Source organism: Achromobacter sp. CF-sbj1-Ac2-l, assembly GCF_052698165.1.
Window position 1 is genome coordinate 4,879,742 of the sequence record NZ_CP199855.1, and the last position, 16,489, is coordinate 4,896,230.

Below are 16,489 nucleotides of genomic sequence, written 5' to 3' on the forward strand. Positions count from 1 at the left end.
ACGGCCCGCGCCAAGTATCAGGAAAGCGTGGCCGGCGCCGGCCCCTGGCGCCAGCGCTCGATCGCCTCGACCGCCTGTTCGGGCGAGGGGAAGATCTTGTCGCGGCCGATGCGGTCGGCCAGGCCGGAGCGCTCCAGCGCCATGCGGAACTGGCCGTGGCCGCCCGCCACCAGCAGCACCATGCCGCGGTCGCGCAGCTCGCGCCGCAGTTCGTACAAGGCTTCGATGGCGTCGGCGTCGGCCTGCGTCATGGCCTCGGCATCCAGTACGAACCAGGTGATGTCGCCCGCCTGCTCGATGATCTCGCGGGCGCGCCGCCGGAACGCGTCGGCGTTGAAGAACCACACCGACGACTCGAACAGCCAGATCACCGCGCCCGGCACCGGCTGCGCCTGCGGGTTCAGATGCATCTTGCCCAGCACCGATTCGCCCGGCAGACGGCCCAGCAGGGCATCGCGCGGATTGCCGGACACGTACATGGCGTACAGCAGCGTGGCGCCAACCGACACCGCCACGCCCTGCAGCACGCCGAAACCCACCACGCCGACCGCGGCCAGGATGCCGAAGGCCAGCTCGATGCGCGAAATGCGCGCCAGCCGCAGGAAGGCCTGGCCGTCGAACAGGCTGGCGGCCGCCAGCAGCAGGATTGCCGACAGCACCGCCTGCGGCAGCCAATACAGCGGCGCGCTGAGCAGGCCCACCACCAGCGCGAGCGCCGCCGCCGCGCTGACGCCGACCAGCGGCGACGAGCCGCCCGCCGCCAGTCCCACCGCCGTGCGCGAATCGGCCCCGGTCACCACGAAGCCCTGGAACAGCCCGGCCGCGACATTGGCCGCGCCGAAGCCGACCAGTTCACGGTTCGGATCCACGTGCTCGCCGGTGCGCGCGGCAAAGCTGCGCGCCGTCACGATGCCGCTGGAAAAGCTCACTACCAGCACGCCCGCCGCGCCCAGCAGGATGTTGTCCAGGCCCTCGAGCCGCACCGGCACGCGCAGCGCCGGCAGGCCCGCCGGCACCTCGCCCACCACGGCGATGCCGAGGCTGGGAAAATCGAACAGCCAAGACAGCAGGCAGGCGCCCACCACCAGCATGATCGGCCCCGGCCAATTCGGCCTCCAGCGCTTGATCGCCACCAGCAGCAGGCACGACGCCAGCCCCAGGCAGAGCGTGGGAATGCGGATCTCCGACACGCGCCGCGACAACTCCAGGAAGGGATGCACCAGCCCGCTGTTGCGCAGCCCCACGCCGGTCAGGCCACTCAATTGCGATAGCGCCAGCGTCACCGCCACCCCCGCCATGTAGCCGATCAGCACCGGCCGCGACAGCAGGTTGGCCAGCACGCCCAGGCGCAGCACCCGCGCGATCAGGCAACCCAGCCCGACCGTCAGCGCGATCCCGGTGGCGGCCACCAGCCGGTCCTCGGGCGAGGTCAGCGCCATGCCCGTCAGCGTCGCCGCGATCAGCGTGCAAGTGGCCGTGTCCGGCCCCACGATCAGCGTGCGCGAGGAACCGAACAGCGCGTAACCCAACATGCCGGCGATCGCCGCCCACAGCCCGGCAACCGGCGGCACTCCCATCATCGCCGCATAGGCCAGCCCTACCGGCAAGGCCACCGCGGCCACGCTCAATCCCGCGGCGATATCGCGGCCGGCGGACTCCCGGGTGATGCCCCGGAAGTTGTTCAGGCCAGGAAGAAATCGTAGGTTCATGGGGCGGCGAAGCGGAGGAAACGGGGGAAGGAAACCGCGGAAACGGGCGAGCGTCAAGCCTACACCAGTCTATGGAATAAGCGCCAAGCGCCCCAGCCGACGGCAGCCACCCAGCTCGGGCCGATGAAAAAAAGCCGCCCCGGAAGGAGCGGCTTCGGATCGCCCGGGCGGAAAGACTACTTGGCCCGCTCTTGCAGCACGGCCACCGCCGGCAGGGTCTTGCCTTCCAGGAACTCCAGGAACGCGCCGCCGCCGGTCGAGATGTAGCCGACCTGCTCGCCGATGCCGTACTTGGCGATCGCGGCCAGCGTGTCGCCGCCGCCCGCGATCGAGAAGCCCTCGGAATCCGCGATCGCCTGCGCCACCACCTTGGTGCCGTTGGCGAACTGGTCGAACTCGAACACGCCGACCGGGCCGTTCCAGACAATGGTGCCGGCCTGCTTGAGGATCTCGGCCAATTGCTGCGCGGTCTGCGGGCCGATGTCCAGGATCATGTCGTCGGCGGCGACTTCATCGGCCGCCTTCACGGTGGCCTCGGCGTCCGCGCCGAACGCCTTGGCGCACACCACGTCCACCGGAATCGGCACATCCGCGCCGCGCTGCTTCATCAGCTCGATCACGGCGCGCGCCTGCTCCACCTGGTCCGGCTCGGCCAGCGACTTGCCGATCGGCAGCCCGGCGGCCAGCATGAAGGTGTTGGCGATGCCGCCGCCCACCACCAACTGGTCGACCTTGTCGGCCAGCGATTGCAGGATCGACAGCTTGGTCGACACCTTGGAGCCGCCGACAATCGCGACCAGCGGACGCTTCGGCTCGTGCAGCGCGCGGCCCAGCGCGTCCAGCTCGGCTTCCAGCAGCGGACCGGCGCAGGCCACCGGCGCGAAGCGCGCGATGCCGTGCGTGGTGGCCTCGGCGCGGTGCGCCGTGCCGAAGGCATCGTTGACGTAGACGTCGCACAGCGCCGCCATCTTGCGCGACAGCGCCTCGTCGTCTTTCTTCTCGCCGACGTTGACGCGGCAGTTTTCCAGCAGCACCACCAGGCCCGGCTCGACCTTGACGCCGTCGACCCAGTCGCGCACCAGCGGCACGGGCATGCCCAACAGCTCGGACAGGCGCTGGCCGACCTTGGCCAGCGAATCGGCCTCGGTCAGCACGCCCTCTTTCGGGCGGCCCAGGTGCGAGGTGACCATCACCGCGGCGCCAGCGTCCAGCGCCAGGCGGATGCCGGGCACCGAGGCGCGGATGCGGGTGTCTTCGGAAATGCGGCCGGCGTCATCGAACGGCACGTTCAGATCGGCGCGGATGAACACGCGCTTGCCGGACAGGGCGCCGGCCTTGGCCAGCGCGGACAGGGTATTGACCTTGGACATAATGCTTTGCGTCTCCTAGAGTTGGCGAACGAAGGGGACGAACCCGCTTTCCGCCGTGGCGGAAAACCTGTTCGTCCCCTTCGGTTCGACAGCGATGCTTACTTGGCCGACATCAGCGCGACGGTGGTGTCGAGCATGCGGTTCGAGAAGCCCCACTCGTTGTCGTACCAGGACGAAACCTTGACCAGGCGGCCCGAAACCTTGGTCAGCGACGCGTCAACGGTGCTGGAGGCCGGGTTGTGGTTGTAGTCCACCGAGACCAGGGGTTCGGTGTTGTAGTCCAGGATGCCCTTGAGCTCGCCTTCCGAGGCGGCCTTCAGGATGCTGTTCACTTCCTCGACGGTCGTGTCGCGCTTGGCCACGAAGGACAGGTCGACGATCGACACGTTGATGGTCGGGACGCGGATGGCGTAGCCGTCCAGCTTGCCGTTCAGTTCCGGCAGCACCAGGCCGACCGCGGCGGCGGCGCCGGTCTTGGTCGGGATCATGCTCATGGTGGCCGAACGGGCGCGGCGCAGGTCTTCGTGGTAGACGTCGGTCAGGACCTGGTCGTTGGTGTAGGCGTGGACGGTCGTCATCAGGCCGTTTTCCAGGCCCAGCTTGTCGTTCAGCGGCTTGACCAGCGGGGCCAGGCAGTTGGTGGTGCACGACGCGTTCGAGATGACGGTGTCGGTCGACTTCAGCACGCCGTGGTTGACGCCGTAGACGACGGTGGCGTCAACGTCCTTGCCGCCCGGGGCCGAGATGATGACCTTCTTGGCGCCGCCCTTGATGTGCGCGCCGGCCTTTTCCTTGGTCGTGAAAAAGCCCGTGCATTCCAGCACCACGTCGACCTTCAGCTCGCCCCACGGCAGTTCGGCCGGGTTGCGGTTGGCCAGCACGCGGATCTTGTCGCCGTTGACGACCATGTACTCGCCGTCGACTTCGACGGTGCCCGGGAACTTGCCGTGGGCGGTGTCGTAGCGGGTCAGGTGGGCGTTGGTCTTGGGATCGCCCAGATCGTTGATGGCGACGATTTCGATATCGTGCTTCTTGCCACCTTCATAGTGGGCACGCAGGATGTTGCGGCCGATGCGACCGTAACCGTTGATGGCGACGCGAATGGTCATGACTAGGCTCCTTTTTTACAGAACTTGCTTGACGGTCTCGGCCACCTTGTCGGCGGTCAGCCCGAAGAACTTGAACAGCGCGCCCGCGGGGGCCGATTCGCCGTAGCGGTCGATGCCGACCACGGCGCCTTCCAGGCCCACGTACTTGTGCCAGAAGGCGGTCACGCCGGCCTCGACGGCCACGCGCGGCAGCCCCTTGGGCAGCACCGATTGCTTCCAGGCGGCGTCCTGCTTGTCGAACACGTCGGTGCTCGGCATGGACACCACGCGCACCGCGATGCCTTCCTTGGCCAGTTGGGCTTGCGCGTCCAGGGCGATGGCGACTTCGGAACCGGTGGCGATGATCACGGCGCGGGCGCCGTCGGCGTCGCGCAGCACGTAGCCGCCGCGGGCGATGGCGTCCACGGTGGCGGCGTCGCGTTGCACGAACGGCAGGTTCTGGCGCGACAGCAGCAGGGCCGTCGGGCCGCCGTCATGCACGTCCATGCCGATGCTGGCCGGGCGCGTCACGGCAGCGTTCCAGGCCACGGCGGTTTCGGCCGTGTCGCAGGGACGCCAGAGCGACAGGTTGGGGATCAGGCGCAGGCTGGCGGCGTGTTCGATCGACTGGTGGGTCGGGCCGTCTTCGCCCAGGCCGATGGAGTCGTGCGTGAACACGTGCACCACGCGCTGCTTCATCAGCGCGGCCATGCGGATGGCGTTGCGCGAGTAGTCGGAGAACGTCAGGAAGGTGCCGCCGAACGGCAGGTAGCCGCCATGCAGGGCCACGCCGTTCATGATGGCGGCCATGCCGAATTCGCGCACGCCGTAGTTGATGTGGCGGCCGAACTGGATGCCCTTGTCGCCGGCGCGCACCGCGCCCACGCCCTTCCAGTCGGTGAAATTGGAGCCGGTCAGGTCGGCCGAGCCGCCCAGCATTTCCGGCAGTGCGGCGGCCAGCGCCGTGATCGCGAACTGCGAGGCCTTGCGGGTGGCGACGGTTTCGGCCTTTTCCAGCGTGGCGTTCAGGAACGCCTTGAATTGGTCGGCGTAGCCGGCGGGCAGCTCGCCCTTCATGCGGCGGGTGAACTCGGCGGCCTCGGCCGGGAATTCGGCGGCGTAGGCGTCGAAGGCCGATTGCCATTCGGCCTGCGCGGCGGCGCCGGTCTTGCGGCCATCCCAGCCGTCGTAGACGTCCTGCGGGATCTGGAACGGCTCGGCCGACCAGCCCAGCGCGGCGCGGGTGGCGGCGATCTCGTCCTTGCCCAGCGGGGCGCCGTGCACGTTGTGGGTGCCGGCCATGTTGGGCGAACCCTTGCCGATGACGGTGCGGCAGACGATCAGCGTGGGCTTTTCCGATTGCGCGCGGGCGGCCTTGATGGCGGCGTCCACGGCGGCGGCGTCGTGGCCGTCGATGCCGCGGATGACGTTCCAGCCGTAGCCCTCGAAGCGCTTGGCGGTGTCGTCGGCGAACCAGTGCTCGACGTGGCCGTCGATCGAGATGCCGTTGTCGTCATACAGCACCACCAGCTTGGACAGCTTGAGCGTGCCGGCCAGCGAGCACACTTCGTGCGAGATGCCTTCCATCAGGCAGCCGTCGCCGGTGAAGGCATAGGTGTGGTGGTCGACGATGGTGTGGCCGGGCTTGTTGAACTCGGCGGCCAGCAGCGCTTCGGCCAGCGCCATGCCGACGGCATTGCCCAGGCCCTGGCCCAGCGGGCCGGTGGTGGTTTCCACGCCCGGGGTGATGCCCACTTCGGGGTGGCCCGGCGTCTTGGAATGCAGTTGGCGGAAGTTCTTCAGTTCTTCGATCGGCAGGTCGTAGCCGGTCAGGTGCAGCAGCGCGTAGATCAGCATCGAGCCGTGGCCGTTGGACAGCACGAAGCGGTCGCGGTTGGCCCAGGCGGGATCCTTGGGGTTGTGGCGCAGGTTGCCGATCCAGAGGGCCTGGGCGATTTCCGCCATGCCCATGGGAGCGCCCGGGTGCCCGGAGTTCGCTTGTTGCACGGCATCCATCGCGAGGGCGCGGATGGCATCCGCCAAGGCAAGTTTAGGGGCGGTCGGATTGCTCATTCGGAAGGCTCTTTGTGGCTGGCGCGCCCACGCAGGAAATGGGGGCCAGTTGAGTAGGTTGCGAAGCAGACGATTTTAACACCTGGGGATGACCCGGCCGGCGCCGGGTAGCGGGGTCCGCCAGATGGACGATGGCCCGCGGCAGAATCGTGATTGTCCCCAGGGGAGGACAGCCATGTCATGGCGTAGTTGCCACAATTGCGGCGGGGCGGTCCGAGATTCATGATGGCCTGGCTTAGCCCTATGTCGGATTCCGTATCATGCTTGCCATGTTGGGCTTCACCATTCCCGCCGCCGGCATCCTGGCCCTGCGCAACGCGCTCGGCGAGGAACGCGCCATCGCGGTGGCGCAGGCGCTGGAACACGCCCGCCTGCAGGGCGAGGCCGACCTGCTCAAGCGCTCGCAGGACGAGGCGCGCGCCGAGCTCCAGGCCTATGCCCTGTCACGCGTCGACTTCGCCCGCGAACGCGCCGAGCTCGAACGCGACATCGCCCGCGAACGCGCCGCACTCGAACGCGAAATCGCCACGCGCGCCGCCCAGGAACAATTCGACAAACTCGTCGAAGTCGTCGCGCAACTGCCCACTCGCGAGGAACTCAAGCGTTTCGCCACCCACGAAGACCTGGCCGAGGTGCGTCACGACCTCATGCGCCTGGACAAGAAAATGACGGTGGGTTTCCTGACCCTGCTGACGCTGCAACTGGCGTCCAGCGCCCCCAACCTGATCGACTGGGGCATCAAGGTGGTAGGCTACGCGCTCAGGTGACCGGGCCACGGGCCCGCCCCTGAGCCGGGCCGCTTGCCCGGCGCCGCGCCCCGGGTCTGCGCCCGGCCCCACGTTCGCTTTCCGTCCGCCACCGCGTTACCCATGTCCGCTCCCCGCTTCTTCTGCGACGCTCCCCTGTCCCCCGGCGCCCGCATCGCCCTGCCGGAGGCCCTGGCTCACCACGCCATCCGCGTGCTGCGGCTGCGCGCGGGGGAACCCATGGTGCTGTTCAACGGCCACGGCGGCGAATACCCGGCGGCGCTGGAAATCGAGGGCAAGGCCGGTTTCGCCCAGTTGGGGGCGTTCGATCCGCGCGAAGCCGAGCTGGCCGGCCGCATCACGCTGGTACAGGGCCTGCCCGCCGGCGACAAGATGGACTGGGTGGTGGAAAAAGCCGTGGAGCTGGGCGCCGCCCGGGTCTGCCCCATCGCCGCGCAGCGCAGCGTGCTGCAGTTGTCCGGGCCGCGGCTGGAAAAAAGGGTGGCGCACTGGCAACGCATCGCCCAATCGGCGGCCGAGCAATGCGGCCGCAACCGGCTGATGGCGGTCGACGCCCCCGTGACGCTGGCCGACTGGCTGGCCCTGCCGGCCGACGGCCTGCGCCTGCTGTGTCATCCGGACGCCAACGCCGACCTGGCCGGCCGGCTCGACGCGACGCCGGGCCTGCAATCGTTGACGCTGCTGGTCGGCCCCGAAGGGGGCTGGTCGGAAAAGGAACTGGCGCAGGCGCGCGAAGCGGGGGTCCAGGCCGTCAGGTTCGGCCCGCGCGTGCTGCGCACGGAAACGGCGGGATTGGCCTTGATTTCAGCGGCCGGCGCCTTGCTCGGCTGGTGATCGGCGTCCCGCCCCGGGACATGACAGGCCATTGCCCCACCGGCCGGCGGCGCGAGCACCCCAGCCCGGGTCTTCAGTCGTTGTCGCCGTAGGGCGCGGCGGCCACGCCCGGTTCCGGATCGGGGTGCTTGCCGGCGTGCTCCACCACATACGCAAACGTGCGGCCATTCTCGTGGGCGAATTCGGCGGCGTCGGCGCAGACCGACTCGATGCGGGCGGCGTCCTCTTCCAGCGCCGGGTCCCCCGAATGCAGCTTGTACAGCCACAGCACCACGCCGGTCTTGTGATCCAGCACGGTATCGCACAGACAGTCGTACAACGCGTCGAGGTTGCCGCCGAAATACTCGGGGAAGTCCACTGCCTTGACGATGGCGCGCAGCACCGCGGAGCGGCTGCGCGCCGGGTCGCAATTGGCCACAAACAGTGCCAGGCCGAGCTCATGCGCGGCGTCGACCACGGCCTTTTTGTCCAGCCCGTCATGGGCCAGCGCTCCACCTCGCTTCAACTGCTTGTGCAGGGTAGATTGGGCATTGCGCGTCATGCCTGTGCCTCCTTGAAAAAGGCGATCACTTCATCGTTACGCTGCATCGTATCGGCATAACCCAGTTCAATCAATCGCTTGGTGTAGCTGGACTCGAACAACAGGTAGGACATCAGCGCGCCGCCCCCGGGGCGGCCTGGATCGGACGATACACCGAGTACGCGAAAAAGGGCACGGGCCTGCGCCGGCATGTCGCCCAGGTGTTCCAGCGCCAGGGAGTCCAGGGAGCGGCTGGGGGTGATCGTCAGCACCTCGATACGGCGCACGGTGACCTCGTCGCCCTCTGGCGGCGCGGCGTGGTCGACCAGGTAGTTCATCCGCTCCAGGCGCTCGACGTCCATTGACAGGCCGTCCAGGAAGATGCTGGACAGGGCATGGCCGCCCACCTGGGCCAGCGAGGGGTACGGCGGCGCCGCCTCCCGGTGCTCGGGGTGGGTGTCGTCGCGGAACCCGGTGCCGATCACCAGCACCCGGTGCGCGCCCAGGTGGATGGCCGGGCTGATCGGCGCCAACTGCCGCATGGAGCCATCGCCGCACCACTCGCCCTTGCCGTGCACCGTGATCTGCCGGGCCGGAAAAACGAAGGGAATGGCGGACGAAGCCATCAGGTGGTCGACCGTGATCGGCGTGGGAATGGCCAGCCGCAGGTAGCGGTGCCAGGGCTCGATGGGCGCGTGCGCCTGATAGAACGTCAGGTGCTCGCCACTGGTGTAGCCGGAGGCCGTGATCGCCAGCGCCGACAGCGCACCGCTCTCCAGATTCGCCTGCAGGTGGCCAAAATCCAGCACCCGGCCCAGCAGCTCCTGCATCGGGCTGTTGTCCAGCAGCGACTGCGGCCGCTTGCGGGTCAGGCCGGAATACATCCATCCCAGCGACAGCAGGCCCAGCCAGCGCACGCCGGTGCGGATCAAACCCGGCGCGTCGGCCCGGTAGATCATGTCGGTATTGAGCGACGACCACAGGCGGCGGATGCGGCGCACCCCCAGGTGCGGCCGCTCGGCCCGGCACGCCAGCGCGGCGGCGTTGATGGCGCCGGCGGACGTGCCGCAGATGATGTCGAAGGGATTCTTGAAACGCGAATGCCAGTCGGGGTCCAGCAGCTCCATGATGGCGCTGAGCACGCCCACCTGGTAGGCGGCGCGGGCGCCGCCCCCGGTCAGGACCAGGCCGGTCGGCGTGCGCGGGCACGCCGGACCGCCATTGGTGACTTCAACGCGGGGTATTGGCATCGACCACCGTCATCGCGGTCATATTGACGATGCGGCGCACGGTCGAGCTGGAGGTCAGGATGTGCACCGGCGCATTGGCGCCCAGCAGGAACGGGCCCACCGCCACGTTGCCGCCGGCCGCCGTCTTGAGCAGGTTGTAGGCGATGTTGCCGGCGTCCACGTTCGGGCACACCAGCAGGTTGGCCTCGCCCTTGAGCGTGGAGGACGGCAGGATCCGCAGGCGCAGCGCCTCGTCCAGCGCACAGTCGCCGTGCATCTCGCCGTCGATCTCCAGTTCCGGCTCGGCGGCGCGCACCAGTTCCAGCGCGCGGCGCATCTTGGCGCCCGAGGCCGAGCTGCCCGAACCGAAGTTCGAGCGCGACAGCAGCGCCACCTTGGGCGCCAGGAACATGCGCTGCATTTCCTTGGCCGCGGCGATGGTGAATTCGGCGATCTGCTCGGCGGTGGGTTCGTCGTTGACGTGCGTATCCACCAGCACCACCGTGCGCTCGTTGAGCAGCAGGATGTTCATGGCGGCGTAGACGTTGCGGCCCGGCCGGCGGCCGATCACTTCGTCGATGAAGCGCAGGTGATCATGGTACGCGCCGACCGAACCGCAGACCATGCCGTCGGCATCGCCCAGGTGCACCATCATCGCGCCGATCAAGGTCATGCGGCGGCGCATTTCCACGCGCGCCATTTCCTTGGTGATGCCACGTCGGCACATGCGTTCCCAGTACGTGGTCCAGTACTGGTGGAAGCGTTCGTCGTATTCCGGGTTGGTGACTTCGACGTCCTCGCCCAGGCGCAGGCGCAGGCCGAGTTTCTCGATGCGGGTCAACAGCACCGAGGGACGGCCCACCAGGATGGGACGGGCCAGGCCTTCGTCCACCACTACCTGCACCGCGCGCAGCACGCGCTCGTCCTCGCCTTCGGCGAACACGATGCGGGCCGGGCCGCCTTCGCGCACGATGCGCTTGGCCGCCGAGAACAGCGGCTTCATGAAGGCGCCGGAGTGGTACACGAACTGCTGCAACTGCTCTTCGTAGGCTTCCAGGTCGGCCAGCGGACGCGTGGCCACGCCGCCTTCCATGGCGGCCTTGGCCACCGCCGGCGCGATGCGCACGATCAGGCGCGGATCGAACGGCTTGGGAATCAGGTACTCGGGGCCGAACGAGATGTCGAAGGTGCCATAGGCGGCCGCCACCACTTCGTTCTGCTCTTCCTCGGCCAGCTCGGCGATGGCATAGACCGCCGCCTTTTCCATTTCACGGGTGATGGTGGTGGCGCCCACGTCCAGCGCGCCGCGGAAGATGTACGGGAAGCACAGCACGTTGTTGACCTGGTTCGGGTAGTCCGAACGGCCCGTTGCCATCACCACGTCGTCGCGCACGGAATGGGCGAGTTCGGGCAGGATTTCCGGCGTGGGATTGGCCAGCGCCAGGATCAGCGGACGCGGCCCCATCTTGGCGACCATCTCGGGCTTGAGCACGCCGCCGGCCGACAGGCCCAGGAACACGTCCGCGCCCTCGATCACCTCGGCCAGCTTGCGGGCGTCGGTCTTCTGCGCGAAACGCGCCTTGTCCGGATCCATCAGGGTGGTGCGGCCTTCGTAGACCACGCCCTCGATGTCGGTGACCCAGATGTTCTCCAGCGGCAGGCCCAGGTCCACCATCAGGTCCAGGCAGGCCAGCGCGGCCGCGCCGGCGCCGGACGTGACCACCTTGACCTTGTCGATCTGCTTGCCCACCACCTTCAGGCCATTGATGAAGGCCGCCGACACGCAGATGGCGGTGCCGTGCTGGTCGTCGTGGAAGACGGGGATCTTCATGCGTTCGCGCAGCTTGCGCTCGACGGTGAAGCATTCCGGCGCCTTGATGTCTTCGAGGTTGATGCCGCCGAAGGTGGCTTCCAGGCCGGCGATGATCTCGACCAGCTTGTCCGGATCGGTTTCGTTGATCTCGATGTCGAACACGTCCAGGCCGGCGAACTTCTTGAACAGCACCGCCTTGCCTTCCATCACCGGCTTGGATGCCAGCGCGCCGATGTTGCCCAGGCCCAGCACCGCGGTGCCGTTGGTGATCACGCCGACCAGGTTGCCGCGCGCGGTGTAGCGGAACACGTTGGCCGGGTCCGCCACGATTTCCTCACAGGCCGCCGCCACGCCGGGCGAGTACGCCAGGGCCAGGTCGCGTTGGTTGGTGAGCTGCTTGGTCGGGGTGACCGAGATTTTGCCGGGACGGCCGTGCTCGTGGTATTCAAGGGCGGCTTTGCGGAGGTTGGCATCCATAGGGGCGGCTACTGGCTGGAGTGAGGAACACGAAAGGGGGCAATTCTATTCCGATGGCGGACCGCGCGAAACGTTCCCTGCGCGGCCCCCCGGGACGCGCATCCCCGGCCAGGCCGCGGGCGCCGCCCATCTTACCCCCGCCTTACAAACTGTCGCTATTCGGCGACGGGGCGAATGCGGGAAAACGCCCATACGGGTCGAACAGCGCCTTGATGCGCGCCTGCAGGGCGGCAACCTGCCGCGGCGCAGCAGTTGTCGGGCCGACATCGCGCGGCGCCGGTCCGTCTGCCCGAGACGCGCCAGCGGCCCCGACATCGGCGACGGGTGGACTGTCCGCCAGCGTCACCCCCTGCACCCATCCCAGGGTGCCGCCCTGCCCCAGCATGAGATGCGCCAGGTTGACCGTCGCCGGCGCCCGCGGCGCCAGGGCGTCGAGCCGGTAGCGCGCCAGCCACGCGTCCCCGTCGCGGCAGGCGGCGGCCAGATCCCCGTTCACCAGTTGGAACAGCGCCGGCACCAGCCGCTGCACCGTCGCCGACCGCAACGGTTGCAGGTCGTCGGCGCCGAAGGGTCCCAGGGTTTCCTCGACGCCGTCCGCCAGCAGCAGGTCCACGGCCAGCACGCCCGACGCCGCGCAGCCCCCCGCCGGCCATGCGGCCGAAGCGGCCAGCCATTGAGCCAGCGTCATCGCTTGCGGCAGGCCCGCGAACTGCCGCAGCCCGGCCCGCGCCAGCGCCGCCAGCGGCACGCCAGGCTGGGCGCGCCAGCGCGGCGCGGGTCCGGCCAGGCGCGCCAGTCCCGCCAGGCGGCCGGGATCGACCGCCAGCAGCGGGCCGTCGACCGGCGCGAACGGCCCGTCGGCATCGTCCAGCGCCAACACCACCCCGTATTCGGCGCATAGCGCGCGCGCATGCGCCACATCGCCCTCTCGCAGCGGCGTCAGCACCGCCCGCGCCTGTCCGTCCGCCGTCGCGCCCAGGTCGCGCACCGTCCCCTGGCACAACAGCCCCAGCCGTTGCAGGAAGGTGGCCCAGGGGGTCTGGACGGGCCGTCGGCCAAGGAGGAAAGCGCGCCGCGATGGCTGCATGACTACAATTCCTTTTTCCGCTTCAAGTAGCCTTCGAGATTCCGATGCCCCGCCTTGCCGCCCGTACCAACGATTTCCTGACCTTCCAGGTGGTTGAACTGTTCAAGCAGGCGCAAGCGCTGCAGGCGGCGGGCAAGGACATCATCAGCCTGGGCATCGGCGAACCGGACTTTACCGCGCCGCCCCAGGTCGTGGAAGCGCTGCAGCGCGCGGCCCAGGCCGGCCAGAGCGGCTACAGCGCGCCCGCCGGCCTGATGCCGCTGCGCGAGGCCATCGCCCGGTTCTACCACGAACAGTTCGGCGCCGTGATCGATCCGCGCCGCGTCATCGTCACGGCCGGGGCCTCGGGCGCCCTGACCCTGGCCTGCGCCGCCCTGGTCAACCCGGGCGCGCAAGTGCTGATGCCGGACCCCTCGTATCCCGCCAACAGCAACTTCGTGCTCGCCGCCGGCGGCCAGCCGCGCCTGATCCCCAGTTCCGCGGAAAAGCGCTTCCAGCTTTCCGCGCAGGACGTGGCCCGGCACTGGACCGAGGCCACCCAGGGCGTACTGGTGGCGTCGCCCAGCAACCCCACCGGCACCTCCATCGACCACGACGAACTGTCCAGGCTGCTGGCCGAGGTGCGCGCCCGCCACGGCTTCGCCATCGTCGACGAAATCTACCTGGGCCTGTCCTACGAAGGCCGGCCGCGCTCCGCGCTCACGCTGGACGACGACATCATCGTCATCAACAGCTTCTCGAAGTACTTCCACATGACCGGCTGGCGCCTGGGCTGGATGATCGTGCCCGAGGCCATGGTGGCCCCCGTCGAGAAGATCGCCGGCAGCCTGGCCATCTGCGCGCCGACCCTGGCGCAGCACGCCGCCCTGGCCTGCTTCACGCCCGACGCCCTGCGCACCTTCGAACACCGCCGCGAAGCCTTCAGGCAGCGCCGCGACTACCTGCTGCCCGAGTTCGAACGCCTGGGCCTGAAGGTGCCGGTCAAGCCGGATGGCGCGTTCTACATCTACGCCGACATCAGCGACCTGGCGAGCGACAGCGCCGCCTTCTCGCAACGCCTGCTGCTGGAAGCCGGCATCGCGGCCGTTCCCGGGCTGGACTTCGGCCCTGCCCACGGCCACCACACCATGCGCTTTTCCTACGCCACGGGCCTGGACCGGCTGGAAGAAGCGGTGGCCCGCCTGGGCAGGCTGCTGGGCCGCTGAGGCGCGCCCCCACCGCCCTGGCGCGGCCACGCAAAGGGGCCCAGCCACGGACTGCCGGGCTGGCGCCCGGGCCACCCGCCGGCGCCACGCATTCCCGCGCTAGGCGCCGCTGTGAAGCCACAACCATGGCCGGACATTCCCGGCCGCCGAAATCGCCCGGACACAATAGCCGAGCCTATGGTGAAGCGCCATTTGCCGAGCCCGCGCACCTATATTCCCTGGAGTCTTTTCCGCTCCCCGACCAAGGTCGGGGGCGGGCGGCCGCGCGGCCGGATCGCGCCTATCCAGGAGTCAATTCATGATCAAGCGGATCGCGGCAAGGGTCCGCCGCCCGGGGCGTGGCGCGCTGGCGGTGGCGGGATGGCTCACCGCCTGTCTGCTTCCTCTGGCGGCCCACGCGCTGGGCCCGGGATGCCAACTCGACCCGACGCGGGCCGGCAACTACACACAGGACATGGGGGCGCAAGCGGCGCCCGGGCAATTCGCGCCACCGCTCCTGACGCTGGACAAATCCAATCCGCCAGGCACGGTCGTCTACGATGCCCCCTTGCCGCCGGTGCCTTGGGTGTGTGTCAGCAACAGCGCGAGCATGGCGCCTTTCCTGGTGTCCGGGGGCAACATGGCCTCGGTACTGAACGAGCTGCGCAGGGTCGGCCTGAAACTCGTCATCCAGATCAATGGTTACCCGGCCTGGGAACCTACGGGCAGCACCACCGATGACCGATTCCGCTTGAGCGCCGAGCATTACGCCCCCAAGTCCGCGACCGACCCCACGCTCACGGCGACAGGGGTGCTGCTCGGCAAGCTGCAACTGGTCACCGTAACGCCTCCGACCAGACCTGTCAGGGCCTTCTTCCCCGCGTACAACGACCTGGTCAGGATGCATTACGCATTCATCAATACAAATCACATCGCGATCGGCTCCAGCAACGCAACGGCCGTAAGCCTGATTCCGACCTGCATCGCGAAAATCTCGACGCCCGCTTCGGTCTACCTGGGCAGGGCATACAGCCTGGGCAATCTGCCGCTGCCGCCGCCGACGCCATTCACCATCGTCGCGGATTTCAACGAAGCCTGCGATGGCGGCTTCCAGATCGCCGACCTGGGCAGCATAGTGGTTCCTCTGCAGATCAAGTTCCAGCCCGAAGGCAGCCCGGTGCTGACGTCCAGCGACCGGAACATCGAGTTGAAAAACACCGATGGCACGCCGAACGGCCTTGCGTTGCGGGTCAACGAAAACGGCGCCATTCCGATCGCCTTCAATCAATGGCGCCCGGTGGCCGAGTCACTGACCACCACGCTGCGTCCCAGGAGCCTGAATTACTCGGCGGAACTGGTGAAGACCGGCACGGCGGTGGTGCCGGGGGCGTTCAACCAGCAAGTCACGATACTCGTGACCTTCCGCTGATCCCCGGTTCCGCCCCGGGGATCAGCGGGCTCAATCGCGGGCCAGCGCGATACCCGAGGCCAGCGCCAGGCGCCGGCGCTCGGCCTGCACTTTGGCGCCGTAACCATTGTCGTCCGGCCCGGTCGAGCCGACATAGCAGGCCAGGCCGCCATCGACCGAGCCGCGCCGGTTGATGCAGTCCTTCAGGATGGTGGCGCCCACGGCGATGTTGGCGCCCGGGTCCAGCGGATTCTTGCCAACGGCATCGAACTTGTCCTGGTGCACGCTGGTCATCACCTGCATCAGCCCCTGCGCGCCGACGTGGCTCTCGGCCAGCGGGTTGTAGCGCGATTCGATGGCAATGACGGCCAGCAGCAGCAACGGATCCAACTGTTTCTCGCGGCCCACCTTGTACACCGTGTTCAAGAGCGGACCGGTCGCGTCATAGGCGACCTTGTATTTGCGCGAAATGTAATTGCGCAAGGCTTCGGCCTGCGGCCCGGTGGCGACCATGGCAGGCTTCTTGGGCGTCGCGGGCGCGGCGCGGGCAGGCCCCAACATGCCGGTCGCATTGCTGGACGGCGCGGTGGGTACGGCCATGGCAATCGCCGACGAGGAATCGGCGCCGAATTCGGACCCGGCTTCGGATTCGACGCCGGTCTGCATGGATGAAGGCGCGAGGGCGGTCAACAAGGCTTTGTGCACTTGCAATGCCTGGTCGCGCAAACCAGGCAGGGCGAATCCCATGCTTACCGTCACGATCACCGCGATGCCCAGGTATACGGAGCAGATGCGCAGCGATTCGGCAAGATATTGGTGCACTCCTTGGGCCATGTTCCTGAACAGGCTGGCCACTGACGCATCGGGCATGAAAACCTCCTGCGTTAAAAAAGAGGGAGTCAATGTTAACCTCTCTTCCTCCCCAAGATG

13 protein-coding genes are annotated in these 16,489 nt (G+C 68.3%); 4 read left to right on the forward strand and 9 right to left on the reverse strand.

Translation table 11 applies throughout. From position 1 onward, the window contains the following. Positions 1-17 precede the first annotated feature (17 nt). The 4 genes from ACUDCK_RS22365 to tkt form a co-directional block, all read right to left on the reverse strand. Positions 18-1,709: a SulP family inorganic anion transporter gene (locus ACUDCK_RS22365; protein ID WP_081273654.1), complete on the reverse strand. Its 1,692-nt coding sequence runs from the start codon at positions 1,707-1,709 to the stop codon at positions 18-20. 176 nt (positions 1,710-1,885) lie between these two features. Then, a complete protein-coding gene (locus ACUDCK_RS22370; RefSeq protein ID WP_049075572.1) occupies positions 1,886-3,079 on the reverse strand; it encodes a phosphoglycerate kinase in 1,194 nt (397 codons plus the stop codon). 98 nt (positions 3,080-3,177) lie between these two features. Then, positions 3,178-4,188 (reverse strand): type I glyceraldehyde-3-phosphate dehydrogenase, encoded by a 1,011-nt coding sequence (gene gap, locus ACUDCK_RS22375; protein ID WP_049075573.1) that lies wholly within the window; start codon positions 4,186-4,188, stop codon positions 3,178-3,180. 15 nt (positions 4,189-4,203) lie between these two features. Further along, the gene (gene tkt / locus ACUDCK_RS22380; RefSeq protein WP_054501005.1) at positions 4,204-6,240 is read right to left on the reverse strand and encodes a transketolase; all 2,037 of its coding nucleotides are present in this window, start codon (positions 6,238-6,240) and stop codon (positions 4,204-4,206) included. Positions 6,241-6,500: 260 nt separating this feature from the next. Here tkt and ACUDCK_RS22385 point away from each other — a divergent pair, with 260 nt between their 5' ends. Together ACUDCK_RS22385 and ACUDCK_RS22390 are read left to right on the forward strand one after the other, a co-directional pair. Next, positions 6,501-7,007, forward strand: coding sequence for a hypothetical protein (locus ACUDCK_RS22385; protein WP_175167514.1), 507 nt, complete (start codon positions 6,501-6,503; stop codon positions 7,005-7,007). A 102-nt stretch (positions 7,008-7,109) separates the two neighbouring features. Then, on the forward strand, positions 7,110-7,841 hold the full coding sequence (locus ACUDCK_RS22390) for a 16S rRNA (uracil(1498)-N(3))-methyltransferase (protein WP_054501003.1): 732 nt from the start codon (positions 7,110-7,112) through the stop codon (positions 7,839-7,841). A gap of 73 nt (positions 7,842-7,914) precedes the next feature. Here ACUDCK_RS22390 and ACUDCK_RS22395 read toward each other — a convergent pair whose 3' ends face one another. The 4 genes from ACUDCK_RS22395 to ACUDCK_RS22410 form a co-directional block, all read right to left on the reverse strand. After that, positions 7,915-8,382: a barstar family protein gene (locus tag ACUDCK_RS22395; protein ID WP_026385200.1), complete on the reverse strand. Its 468-nt coding sequence runs from the start codon at positions 8,380-8,382 to the stop codon at positions 7,915-7,917. Continuing rightward, positions 8,379-9,611 carry a patatin-like phospholipase family protein gene (locus tag ACUDCK_RS22400; RefSeq protein WP_081273653.1) on the reverse strand — a complete coding sequence of 411 codons (1,233 nt, stop codon included), beginning with the start codon at positions 9,609-9,611 and terminating at the stop codon, positions 8,379-8,381. Before ACUDCK_RS22400 ends, ACUDCK_RS22395 begins: the two co-directional genes overlap by 4 nt. Next, positions 9,592-11,880 carry an NADP-dependent malic enzyme gene (locus ACUDCK_RS22405; protein ID WP_063585266.1) on the reverse strand — a complete coding sequence of 763 codons (2,289 nt, stop codon included), beginning with the start codon at positions 11,878-11,880 and terminating at the stop codon, positions 9,592-9,594. The genes ACUDCK_RS22400 and ACUDCK_RS22405 overlap by 20 nt, the downstream gene beginning before the upstream one ends. Before the next feature lie 142 nt (positions 11,881-12,022). After that, positions 12,023-12,967, reverse strand: coding sequence for an FAD-binding protein (locus ACUDCK_RS22410; protein ID WP_175167513.1), 945 nt, complete (start codon positions 12,965-12,967; stop codon positions 12,023-12,025). Between the two features lie 44 nt (positions 12,968-13,011). Here ACUDCK_RS22410 and ACUDCK_RS22415 point away from each other — a divergent pair, with 44 nt between their 5' ends. Together ACUDCK_RS22415 and ACUDCK_RS22420 are read left to right on the forward strand one after the other, a co-directional pair. After that, complete coding sequence (locus ACUDCK_RS22415; protein ID WP_054501001.1) at positions 13,012-14,172, forward strand: pyridoxal phosphate-dependent aminotransferase; 1,161 nt, start codon at positions 13,012-13,014, stop codon at positions 14,170-14,172. A gap of 298 nt (positions 14,173-14,470) precedes the next feature. Beyond that, positions 14,471-15,580 (forward strand): hypothetical protein, encoded by a 1,110-nt coding sequence (locus tag ACUDCK_RS22420; RefSeq protein ID WP_064528221.1) that lies wholly within the window; start codon positions 14,471-14,473, stop codon positions 15,578-15,580. A gap of 30 nt (positions 15,581-15,610) precedes the next feature. On the opposite strand, the gene ACUDCK_RS22425 is transcribed toward ACUDCK_RS22420, so the two are convergent. After that, the gene (locus tag ACUDCK_RS22425; protein ID WP_054500999.1) at positions 15,611-16,429 is read right to left on the reverse strand and encodes a lytic transglycosylase domain-containing protein; all 819 of its coding nucleotides are present in this window, start codon (positions 16,427-16,429) and stop codon (positions 15,611-15,613) included. Positions 16,430-16,489: the final 60 nt, after the last annotated feature.